General features: G+C 62.2%; 11 protein-coding genes and 1 pseudogene. 8 read left to right on the top strand and 4 right to left on the bottom strand.

From position 1 onward, the window contains the following. The first annotated feature begins 48 nt into the window (after nt 1-48). The 6 genes from KWO_RS06305 to KWO_RS22475 all read left to right on the top strand — a co-directional run bounded on the left by KWO_RS06305 (nt 49) and on the right by KWO_RS22475 (nt 4,922). Complete coding sequence (locus KWO_RS06305; protein WP_010364158.1) at nt 49-597, top strand: Dps family protein; 549 nt, start codon at nt 49-51, stop codon at nt 595-597. A gap of 488 nt (nt 598-1,085) precedes the next feature. Then, complete coding sequence (recQ, locus tag KWO_RS06295) at nt 1,086-2,882, top strand: DNA helicase RecQ (RefSeq protein WP_010364156.1); 1,797 nt, start codon at nt 1,086-1,088, stop codon at nt 2,880-2,882. Between the two features lie 138 nt (nt 2,883-3,020). Then, on the top strand, nt 3,021-3,518 hold the full coding sequence (locus KWO_RS06290) for a hypothetical protein (RefSeq protein WP_010364154.1): 498 nt from the start codon (nt 3,021-3,023) through the stop codon (nt 3,516-3,518). A 78-nt stretch (nt 3,519-3,596) separates the two neighbouring features. Continuing rightward, complete coding sequence (locus tag KWO_RS06285; protein ID WP_010364152.1) at nt 3,597-4,001, top strand: response regulator; 405 nt, start codon at nt 3,597-3,599, stop codon at nt 3,999-4,001. 527 nt (nt 4,002-4,528) lie between these two features. Next, nucleotides 4,529-4,723: a hypothetical protein gene (locus KWO_RS06275; RefSeq protein ID WP_227254237.1), complete on the top strand. Its 195-nt coding sequence runs from the start codon at nt 4,529-4,531 to the stop codon at nt 4,721-4,723. Between the two features lie 22 nt (nt 4,724-4,745). After that, nucleotides 4,746-4,922, top strand: coding sequence for a hypothetical protein (locus KWO_RS22475; RefSeq protein ID WP_170962563.1), 177 nt, complete (start codon nt 4,746-4,748; stop codon nt 4,920-4,922). Nucleotides 4,923-6,044: 1,122 nt separating this feature from the next. Here the strand turns inward: KWO_RS22475 and KWO_RS06260 are convergent. Further along, a complete protein-coding gene (locus tag KWO_RS06260) occupies nt 6,045-6,755 on the bottom strand; it encodes an rRNA pseudouridine synthase (protein ID WP_010375133.1) in 711 nt (236 codons plus the stop codon). A gap of 233 nt (nt 6,756-6,988) precedes the next feature. Between KWO_RS06260 and KWO_RS06255 the strand changes: the two genes are divergently transcribed. Next, nucleotides 6,989-7,195 carry a hypothetical protein gene (locus tag KWO_RS06255; RefSeq protein WP_010364131.1) on the top strand — a complete coding sequence of 69 codons (207 nt, stop codon included), beginning with the start codon at nt 6,989-6,991 and terminating at the stop codon, nt 7,193-7,195. A 77-nt stretch (nt 7,196-7,272) separates the two neighbouring features. Further along, nucleotides 7,273-9,299 (top strand): annotated as a pseudogene (locus KWO_RS23300) (methyl-accepting chemotaxis protein). 213 nt (nt 9,300-9,512) lie between these two features. On the opposite strand, the gene KWO_RS06235 reads toward KWO_RS23300, so the two are convergent. The 3 genes from KWO_RS06235 to KWO_RS06225 are packed head-to-tail and all read right to left on the bottom strand — an operon-like array spanning nt 9,513 to nt 11,152. Further along, nucleotides 9,513-9,746 carry a GNAT family N-acetyltransferase gene (locus KWO_RS06235; protein WP_010364127.1) on the bottom strand — a complete coding sequence of 78 codons (234 nt, stop codon included), beginning with the start codon at nt 9,744-9,746 and terminating at the stop codon, nt 9,513-9,515. 42 nt (nt 9,747-9,788) lie between these two features. Continuing rightward, complete coding sequence (locus KWO_RS06230; RefSeq protein ID WP_010364125.1) at nt 9,789-10,148, bottom strand: response regulator; 360 nt, start codon at nt 10,146-10,148, stop codon at nt 9,789-9,791. Next, on the bottom strand, nt 10,145-11,152 hold the full coding sequence (locus KWO_RS06225; protein ID WP_010375128.1) for a sensor histidine kinase: 1,008 nt from the start codon (nt 11,150-11,152) through the stop codon (nt 10,145-10,147). Before KWO_RS06225 ends, KWO_RS06230 begins: the two co-directional genes overlap by 4 nt. Nucleotides 11,153-11,178 lie beyond the last annotated feature (26 nt).

The following is an 11,178-nucleotide window of genomic DNA, read 5'->3' as shown; positions in this document are numbered from 1 at the left end:
TGACGCCATATCAGTTGCCAACGACATCAACCCCGTAAGGACCATCCCATGTCCAAGAAAAAGAACGCCAACAAGCCCGTCGTCATCAGCGACGCCCTGCCGGTCGCTGCTGCGTCGGCACCACATATCGATATCGGGATCAAGGACAGCGATCGCAAGCAGATCTCCGACGGTCTGGCCCGCTACATGGCTGACGCCTTCACCTTGTATCTGAAGACCCACAACTTCCATTGGAACGTCACCGGGTCGATGTTCAACTCGCTGCACACCATGTTCGAAACCCAGTACACCGAGCAGTGGGCGGCGCTGGACGAAGTGGCCGAGCGTATCCGCGCCCTGGGCTACAACGCACCGGGCTCGTACCGTGAATTCGTTGCGCTCACCTCGATCGCCGAAGAGCCGGGCCTGAGCGACAGCGCGGACTGGCGTGAAATGGTGCGCCAGCTGGTCAGCGGCAATGAAGCGGTCTGCCGCACCGCACGCAAGGTGTTGGGCACCGCCGACGACGCCGGCGACGACCCGACCGTGGACCTGCTGACCCAGCGTCTGCAGACCCACGAAAAGTACGCCTGGATGCTGCGCTCGCTGCTGCAGTAAGCCCTCTGGGCTTCGCCCCTTCGGGTTTGTCCAGGGTTTCGCAATTGCGAAACCCTGGGGCCCCTGCTCAATTGCCTGGCCGCACCCCGCGCCTTCGGAGCGCCCCTGACTCAGGGAGCTGTCGTGATCACGTTCACAACGAGGGAGCACATGTTGCACAGGCTCTGGAGTGTTCAGCATTCTTTTGCCTCACTCGGCGCATCGACTGCCAGTCATTAAGGCGCTCTCCCACCGGGGCGAGAGGGCACAGCATGCGCGCCACTGGCGCGCGGGCCTTGCAGCGCCCGCGCCGCAAGCGCGGGCCGGGGCGCGCAGCGGAGGTTGGGGTGGGGGTACGGGGCGAAGCCTCGTGCAACTCACTGCTCCCAACTCCTAACGCACCGCTGGTCAACCCACCAGCCGCATCACGGCAATCCCTGATGCGGCTTCGCGCAGCTCCGCCCCACAGCACCCCGACCAGAACTTGACCTGCGCGGTATCCTAGGCGGATGTCTTCCCCCGCCCACGAACTGCTCAGCCGCGTCTTCGGTTACGACGACTTCCGGGGACCACAGCAGGCCATCGTCGAACACGTCGCTGCCGGCAACGATGCTCTGGTGCTGATGCCCACCGGTGGCGGCAAATCGCTGTGCTACCAGGTGCCGGCGCTGCTGCGCGATGGCATCGGCATCGTGGTCTCGCCGTTGATCGCGCTGATGCAGGATCAGGTCGAAGCGCTGCGCCAGCTCGGCGTACGCGCCGAATTTCTCAATTCCACCCTGGATGCCGAAAACGCCCAGCGCGTCGAACGCGCCTTGCTGTCGGGCGATCTGGACCTACTGTACGTCGCGCCGGAACGGCTGCTGACCCAGCGCTTCCTCTCGTTGCTGGAACGCAGCCGCATCGCGCTGTTTGCCATCGACGAGGCGCATTGCGTTTCGCAATGGGGCCACGATTTCCGCCCGGAATACCGCCAGCTCACCGTGCTGCACGAGCGCTGGCCGCACATCCCACGCATGGCGCTGACCGCCACCGCCGACCCGCCGACCCAGCGCGAAATCGCCGAGCGCCTGGATTTGGTAGACGCGCGCCATTTCGTCAGTTCCTTCGACCGCCCTAACATCCGCTACACCGTGGTGCAGAAGGACAACGCGCGCAAACAGCTGCAGGAATTTCTGGGCCGTTACCGCGGCTCTGCAGGCATCGTCTATGCGATGTCGCGACGCAAGGTCGAAGAAACCGCGCAGCAATTGTGTGCACAGGGCTTCAATGCGCTGCCCTATCACGCCGGCCTGCCAGCCGAGGTGCGTGCAGAAAACCAGCGCCGCTTCCTGCGCGAGGACGGCATCATCATGGCCGCCACGATCGCCTTCGGCATGGGCATCGACAAGCCGGACGTGCGCTTCGTGGCACATGTGGACTTGCCTAAATCGCTGGAGGGCTATTACCAGGAAACCGGCCGCGCCGGCCGCGACGGCGACCCTGCCGAAGCCTGGCTCTGCTACGGCCTGGGCGATGTGGTGCTGCTTAAGCAGATGATCGAACAAGGCGAAGCCGCCGAGGAGCGCAAGCGTCTGGAACGCGCCAAGCTCGATCACCTGCTGGGCTACTGCGAATCCATGCAATGCCGCCGCCAGGTGCTGCTGGCCGGTTTCGGCGAGACCTATCCCAAGCCCTGCGGCAACTGCGACAACTGCCTGACGCCGGCCGCCGCCTGGGACGCCACGGTGGCCTCGCAGAAAGCGCTCAGTTGCGTCTACCGCAGCGGGCAGCGCTTTGGCGTGGGCCATCTGATCGACATCCTGCGCGGCAGTGAGAACGAGCGCATCAAACAGCTGGGTCACGATCAACTAAGCACCTACGGCATCGGCCGCGACCTGGACGAACGCACCTGGCGCGGCGTGTTTCGCCAACTGGTGGCCGCCAGCCTGCTGGAAGTGGACAGCGAGGGTCACGGCGGCCTGCGCCTCACCGATGCCAGCCGCCAGGTACTCAAGGGCGAGCGCCAGGTGATGATGCGCCGCGAAAACCCGGCCGCCGGACGCGACCGCAGCGCGCAGCGCACCGGTCTGCCTGTGCAGGCGCAAGATCTGTTGTTGTTCAACGCCTTACGCGGCCTGCGCGCAGAACTGGCCAAGGAACAGAACGTACCGGCATTCGTGATCTTCCACGACAGCACGTTGCGCAACATCGCCGAACAACGGCCCACCAGCATCGACGCACTGTCGCGGGTGGGCGGCATCGGCGGCGGCAAGCTGGCACGTTACGGCGCGCAGCTGATCGAGATCGTGCGCGAACAGGGCTGATGCAACAGCGTGTGTCACTGCAACACCGCCGGCGGCACAAAAATCCGCAAGATCGACAGCGCGCATTCAATCGGCCATTGCTAGTTTCACCCAGTGAGCTGGCACGCGCTGCCAGACCCTCTTCGTAGAGTCCAACCGATGAAACGTAGCCTGCTTGTCCTGGTCACTCTGTTCGCCACCGGCAGCGTGGCCGCCGGAAGCGCGTTGGCCCAAGCCAGTGATGGCAACGCCGAAACGGCGACACCACGCTCGCTGGACCTGAGCCTTCCACAAGCCCCGGTGCAGCTCCGCTCCGATCCGGAATACAGCACCGACCCGCCGGGCACCTTCTACGGCGACAAGAGCGGCCCCAAGCCGGCGCTGGCCCGGCCAAGCGCCGCATCCATCGCTGCCGAGCGCGCCGAGCAATGCCAGGGCAAGTTGCATGGCGCGGCGGAAACCGGGCTGGGCTATTCCAGCCACGGCGGCAATAGCAACTGGCAGGCGGTCAACTTGAATTCCTGCAAGACCTATTACGACGACGACGGCAAGGCGCATCAGATCGGCGTCAGCATCAGTGTGGGACGTGGCGAAGGCTCTATCTTTGGCCCGCGATACGCCCCCGGCGGCTACGGACGTGGCCCATTTGGTTGGTAACCATACGGATCCGTCTGCGTTGACGGAGGGTTCACTGCCGCATCGCTGAGAATGTGGCCTGCCTTACGAGACCTGCTCATGCCACAGAACAAGGAACGGCCGGTTGTATTCGTTGTCGAAGACGGCGACGGCACCCGACAACTCAGCTGCCTTGTGCTGGAGAGCTACGGTTTCACCTGCCGCAGTGCCGGCTCGGTCGAAGAAGCATTGGCCCTGATCGAAAGCGATCCACGCGTTGACGTGCTGTTTTCCGATATCCATTTCCCGGGCGGTCTGACCGGCGTGGATCTGGCGCTCAAGACGGCGCATGCACCGTACAACCTACCCGTCCTACTGACCTCCGGCCTGGCAGTCGAGTACGTGGAAGAGATTTTGCCCAACGGCGTGGCCTTCCTGGAAAAGCCCTATACCCCCGAGCAACTGCTGAGCGCGATCCGCAGCGTGATGGCAAAGCACCGCGTACTGGTCACTCCGGTCGCGTAACACTGGTGGCCGCGACTGGACGGCGGCGCACAATCCCGATATGAAATGTCAGCCGTCCCGCGATGCGCTGGCAATGAGGATTGATCACGCACGGGTGTACCAAGCACGCGGCGCACTGCCGCCTGGCTCCGCCGTGTCTTACGCCAGGAAAAAAAGGTGCGGCATTTAGTGACCCAGCCATTGCCATTGCTGCGTTGAGCGGTTGCGCCACGGTCATGAATGACGTGACTCAGCCGATTCGCGTCGACACCAAGACTGCCGACGGGCAACTCATTGCAGGCGCCGACTGCTCCATCAGCAACGATAAGGGCCGTGTTGCGTTGAAGTCCGGCCAGACCGCACAGGTACACCGTTCCGCACACGATCTGGATGTGACTTGCGTGCTGCCCGGCCAGTGCGATGCCGCGGGCCGTCCATCTCGCGCGCCAACATGGGGATCTGGGGCAACATCTTGATCGGCGGGGCGATCGGCGCGGTCGTCGATTACCAGAGGCACTGGCTACACCTACCCGAGCTGGATCCAGTTGGTGTTCGGGCAGACGCTGACCTTGGACCGCCATCGCGAAGACCGCGGCCAACCGCTGCAGGGCGAAGATGCGCAAGGTGTCGTGGTTGCGGCGCACGCCGCTTCCGGTAGCGGCGCGCAGAACACCGCAGTCACGCTGCAGCTGGCAAGCGAACCACCGTCTCTGCGCAGGCAGGTGTTGCAGCAGCGCCGGTAGGTGCCGTCAGCAGTCCCATGCCATGGGTCCGTCCATGTCGACCGAGCCGGCGGCAATCCGCGCCCAGAGCATCAGCAGCGGCCTGCAATGCGGCACCGTGCAGGCCATCAGTGCCACGCGCTTCAGTGCGGTCTGCAGCAGCGGCAACACGGTGCAGATCAATTGCTCCGGCTTCCGCTGCACCTCCACGTGTCAGTGAGGTTTGCTGGCTGCACTGCGCACAGGCAACTGTCACCCGCACGCGTGCGAGAAGGCTGTCGGGAACACCCCGACGGCCTGTCGGCGCGCCCCTGATTTACGTAACGAACATTTCATTTAAACTGCAGCTACCGGACGCGAGGCCTGTTGGCCGCTCAACTCGTGGGGCGCTGAGCACGCCCCTGCCGGAACATCGATGAGATTCAGTTGCGAATGGCTGGTGTGCCGCCTTCTCTTCTGATCTGCGCGGGTGTGATTGCGTGCAGGCTTCATAGTCGTTGGATTCGGTCTTTTAGAGACCTGCGTCCTGCGCAAGTGGTCACCTTTCAAACGTTGCGGCTATCGCGCATTACGTGCTTGGTGATCCATCCACGCGGCATCTGCACGTGCATGCATCAAGCAATAAGCGCTTGCTTGAGCGCCATCTCCCACGCGGTTGTTCTCAACTGTCGAATCACACAGCAGACACACGCGCCCGGTAGTGCAAGGCGGCTCGGCCATGCCTGTCCTGATCGATGCAACGCAATGCCAGCTTTCGGGCTACACATGCAGATGCTAGAAAATAGCAGGCTTGCGCATCAACACCGAGGAAATACGCCGCCTTCACTTCAGCAAGCCACGCATTTCACGTGATCAAGCAGGCTGCTCGCTAGGCTAACGTCAGTGCAGCGCTGTGCTGCGGAAACCGTGAGGAGTTTCTTATGGGCGACAATTCGTTTCTATCACCGGCCTTCATTATTCTGGTCATCGGTGTGATTGCCGTTGTGCTGTTTCTGGTCACGCGCGCCAAGAAGAAGCGCAACAAAAAATAACCCATGCATGCACTGACGGTCGCGACTGATTGCACTTGCGAAACAGTCGCCGCGTCATTGCAGATCGCCCGGGCCTCGGTCGGCTTCAGTCGGCCTTTGCTTGATTAAGCATCGCTTTTCGCATCCTCATCGAACGAACACGCACTACACGGCACTCAGGTTAAAGCCTCACCCATGCGCCTAACTGCATGAAGTCCGCAGTGCCGACGAAGGGTACCGGCCAACACTGCGGCTGCTTCGCTTCCATCAAGATGCTGCACAAGCGGCGAAGCGCAACAAACCGGCCGCAGTCGCACAATACAGCGTAGCAATCAGAACCGCTCACCCGTCGGCAGATAGCGCCATTGGCCGATCGCCAGTTTGCCCAGCGACACCCGGCCCACGCGCAGGCGGCGAATGTTCACGACCTCCAGACCCACTTCGCCGCACATGTAGCGCAGTTGGCCCGGCTGCACGTTCTTGATCGCAAACCGCAGGCGGTCTTCGTTTTGCCAGCTCACCTTGCACGGCGACAGACTGCGCTGCTGATAGACAAGGCCGTGTGCCAGCCGCGCCATGCCGTACGGGCGCAACTCGCACTGTACTTCGACCAGGAATTCCTGCTCGATGGACCTTGCCTCGGCGCTCAGCCTGCGCAGCACGCGGCCGTCCTGGCTCAAGATCAGCAGGCCGCTTGCGGCGTCCTCCAGCGGCAGCGGTGCAGTCAAACGCAGAAAGTGCCGTTTGAGCACACGGATGTCGGATGGATACAGCGCGCTGCGCGTTGTTGGCGTGGCCAGTGCCAACGCCGCCTCAGCGGAGACTCCGGCCGGCTTGTGCAGCAGCAGGGTGGCGGGCTCGGCCGGTGCTAGCACCGCATCTTCGGCCAGGGTGACCTGGCCCGCGGTTGCCAGTGCCTGCGGTTCTTCGACCACTACCCCGTCCACGCTCACCCAGCCGCCCTCGATGTATTGCTGGGCCTCGCCACGCGAGCAGCCGAACGCGGCAGCCACGCATTTATCGAGACGGATCGGATCGGACATCGGGCGAGCTCAGCATCAGGGGACCGCAGTGTACGTGCTGGCTCAACAGATGCGGGAATCGCCGCTTAGCATGGCAACGGATCGTGTAACGACAGGCCGCCAACGCTGCGCATGCACGGACCGGCCTGTCTGTAGCTACCGCATAGACGCAGACCGTAGGCGCCCTGCCACCGGCAATGCTTCTGTGCCGCGCAACAAAGTGGGAAACTTAACGCCCACACAGGAGATCGCAAATGTTCATCACGTTCGGCACCGCTCGGGTCCGCCTCAACCATATCTCCGTCATCAGCGATCCGTTCAACGCGGGCGAAAGCTTCGGGTCCTACTGCTACTCGGTTCGGGTCGGGCTGATCTCCGGCGAGGAAGTCATTGCGCGCTTCAACAGCGAAAGCGGCGCAAAGCAGCTACATGCCGACGTGCTCGCCGCGTTGGAAGCCTGAGCGGGAAGGACACGCGCATCGCGCCGCGCCGGTTGCGCACGCGATGCTTTGAAATGCAATAGGCGCCATATGGCGGCATGCCTGCTGCGTTGCCGCAATACACTCGATGCACATCATGCGCATCGTTAAACACCAACGTGGCGATCGGCTTGCGCGACATCGTGATAGCTTCCGACGATGCAGCCAACCGCGTTGCACTTGCCATGATCGAACAGAACCGCACGTGTTATCACCAATCGCACGATGCGCTGGCAGCAATGCCAAGCAGCGACCTGGAAAAGACCGCACTCAAGCTGGTCCAGGAAAAGCGCTACGTCTCGGTCAAATTCAACAACCAGATTCTCGACTACGGCATGCGCGACCAGAATCAGGAAGCACAAGCCTTGTTGCAAGGCGCTGCTGCAACGGCGATGAACGAACAACAAGCCGCCATCCGCGCGAATGCTGCACTGGAACGTCGGCTCAGCAAAGAAGCGTATGCGGCCGCTGTTGCATCCATGCATCGTGGCAAGATCATCCTGGCAAGCGGCGGTATTGCTGCGCTGGTGATGAGTGCGCTGCTTGCGTGGTTGATTACGCGAAGCCCGACCACGCCGCTGAGCCAGGCCACGCGCACTGCCGAAGCCATTGCGGCAGGCAATCTGCATAACGATACACACTACGGCGACTGACGAAACGGGCGCCTGCTGCAGGCCATGGACAAGATGCAACTGCAGCTGCGCAACCTCATCGCGGCACAGACCGACATCGCCAGGCATCACGACAATGGCCAGATCAGCTTCCGCATCGATACCTCTGCATTCCCTGGCGACTACGGCCGCATGGCAAACGACACCAACCTATTGATCGACTCCCACGTCGCGGTACAGAACGATCTGGCGCGCATCATGGGGCGCTACGCCATTGGCGAACTCTCCGAAGACATGCAGCCCTTGCCGGGCGAGAAGGCGGCCTTCAGCAACACCATGTCGCAGGTCAAGCTGAACCTGTCGGCGATGAATCACGAAATCAAGCATCTTGCGCAGGCAGCGGCAAACGGCGATTCAGCGCACGTGGCGATGCCAAGCGCTTTCAGTTCGACTTCCGCATCATGCTCGAGAGCCTCAACCATTTGATGTCCACCGCCGACGGTAACCTGCAATCACTGTCGGCATTATTGCAATCGATCGCAGCGGGCGACCTCACCGCGCGCATGAGCGGCGAGTTCCGCGGCGTGTTCGCACAAATGCGCGACGATGCCAATGCAACGGCGAGCCAGCTGGCGCAAATCGTCGGCAACATTCAGCAGTCGGCGGTGTCAATCAACGCAGCTGCCAGCGAAATTGCCGCCGGCAACCAGGGCCTGTCGCAGCGAACCGAGCAGCAGGCAGCCAATCTGGAAGAAACTGCCGCCTCGCTGGAAGAGCTGACCTCCACCGTCAAGCAGAATGCCGAGAGCGCCCGCGAGGCCAATCAGCTGGCAATCGGCGCTGCACGCGTGGCCTCGCAAGGTGGCGATGTGGTGGGCAAGGTCGTGGATACGATGAGCGGGATCGAAGCCTCGTCCAAGAAGATCGCCGACATCATCAGCGTCATCGACGGCATCGCCTTCCAGACCAACATCCTGGCATTAAATGCCGCAGTGGAAGCGGCCCGCACAGGCGAACAAGGCCGTGGCTTCGCGGTGGTCGCGTCGGAAGTGCGCACACTGGCGCAGCGCTCGTCCGGCGCGGCCAAGGAGATCAAGGACCTGATTGAGGATTCCGTCCAACGCGTAGCAGAAGGATCGGCACTGGTGCACAGCGCCGGCAAGACCATGGGCGATGTGGTAGCCAGCGTGCAACGCGTCACCGACATCATGGGCGAGATTTCTGCAGCATCGCAGGAACAATCTGCCGGGATCGAACAGGTCAACCAGACCATGACCCACATGGACGAAACCACGCAGCAAAATGCGGCACTGGTGGAAGAAGCCACGGCTGCCGCACGTTCGATGGAAGAACAGGCCGTGCAACTCACCGACGCGGTAGCCATCTTCAAGATCGATGCAGGGCAGGCACGTCGGGCAGATACGCGCGCAGCAGCACCGGTTGCGCATCTATTGAACAAGGTGCGCAGCGCCTGAGCAACTGCGCACCGCGCTGGCTGCTCTCAAAGTGCCGCTGGCGTGTGCGTAATGATGTCGCTGCCATCCGCGGCCGCAGCGCGCTGACCAACGTTTCCGCCAAGCGCGCCCTAGAAGGCGCGCTTGGTAGCTCAGCTACGCCGTATACATCCAGGGAAGCTAGCGCTCCATCAGCGACTGCGGAAACAGCGGCGACGTAAAGCCGTCACCCGCTTACAGCCCGTGCGCATCGCTGGTGGCAGGACGGCGCAGCCCCTGCACGTTGGAGTGCGCCATGACAGCGTCCATCAGCACCTTGCTGTAGCCCCTGCGCTGGTGCTCAGGCAGCAAAAACACATCGCCCAGATACGCGAAGATTGCGTCATCGGGCACCACCCGCGCGAACGACAGCAGTTCGCTGGCGATGGAACCGCCAAAACACAGCAAGCTGTTGATCGAACGCGGCACCCGCGGCCAGTGTCATCCAACTGCGGCAAAACCTCCCATGGATCAATCGGCACTGCGCTGCTGCAACAGCGATAGCGCGTGTTTTAGATCGCGAAAATGAAAAGGCTTCTGCAGCCCGTGCCGATGCCGGTACTTTTCAGGAATTCCGCCCTGCGCATAGCCGGTCACGAAGATATAGGGCACGCCGCGCGCGTCCAGTTCTTCTGCAATGGGAAACGACAAGGTGCCGCCCAGATTGATGTCCAGCAGTGCCAGATCGAGATTGCCTGCCTGCACCGCCTGCAGCGCGGCGTCCACGTCGGCCACGGTTGCCGCCACCTCATAACCCAGTTCCCCCAGGCAATCCTCCAGCAGCATCGCGACCAACGACTCGTCTTCGACCAGGAGCACACGCATGGTCATGGACGTGCCTCGGAAAGCTCTGGCGGCAACGGAATGGAAATGCGAAAACACACGCCAGCTGGGTCGAAGGACAACTTGACCTCGCCCTTGAGGTCATGCTTCAAACCACGTTCCAGAAGACGCGTGCCGAACCCCTTGCGCGTGGGCGGCTGAACAGGCGGGCCACCGGCTTCTTGCCAGAAGAGCTCAAGCAGCTCCTGCTCGCCACGTGTGCTGCGCTCCCACGACACCAGCACGTTCCCAGCCGGCGACGACAATGCACCGTGCTTGAGCGCATTGGTGCACAGCTCGTGCAGCGCCATCGACAGCGCCAGTGCGCGCCGCGGATCCAGCCGACACGAGCCGCCCTGCAGGGTGAAACGTTGACTCTCGTTGGATTCGTAAAGCGCGGCCGCGTCGCGGGTCAGCTCCAAGATATCGGCGCTGACCCAGTTCTCACGCGTCAGCGTGTCGTGTGCCCGCGACAGCGCCAGCAGGCGCGCATCAAGCTTTTCCTGTGCGTCGGCAAGACTGGCGGCGTTGGTGAACGACTGCCGCGCCAACGATTGCACCATCACCAGCGAATTCTTGACCCGATGGTTGAGCTCGTTGATCAACAATTGCAGATGCTGTTCGTGCTGCTTGTGTTCGGTGATGTCGCGTGTAGCGCCAGCAATCGCTTCGACCTTGCCATCCGGCCCGAACACCGGAGTGAAGATGTAGTCGTAGACACGCAGGCCTTTGACCGTATGCGGGAATGGCACTTCGCCACGCACCGGCTGGCGTGTTGCGATCACCCGCTCGATTTCCTCGTCGTGCATGGCCGCATGCCAGGGCTCGTAGCCCAGTTCCAGGCAGGTCTTGCCGCAAGCGTCTTCCCAACGCATGCCCCACATCGTCAACAACGCCTGATTGGCGTAGACGAAGCGGTGCTGGATATTGAACACATACAAAAGATCTGGTGTTGCCTGGAGTAAGGCCTCGTAAATGCGCGACTTCGCTGCGTCTTCCTGATGCTCGGCCATTGCGCCATGGTCCTGAAATTGAAGCG

The sequence above is a fragment of the Xanthomonas vasicola pv. musacearum NCPPB 4379 genome (genome assembly GCF_000277895.2).
Classification (GTDB): Bacteria; Pseudomonadota; Gammaproteobacteria; order Xanthomonadales; family Xanthomonadaceae; genus Xanthomonas; species Xanthomonas vasicola.
The sequence above is the reverse complement of the archived record's forward strand: the minus strand, read 5'-3'. Positions and strand labels throughout refer to the sequence as shown.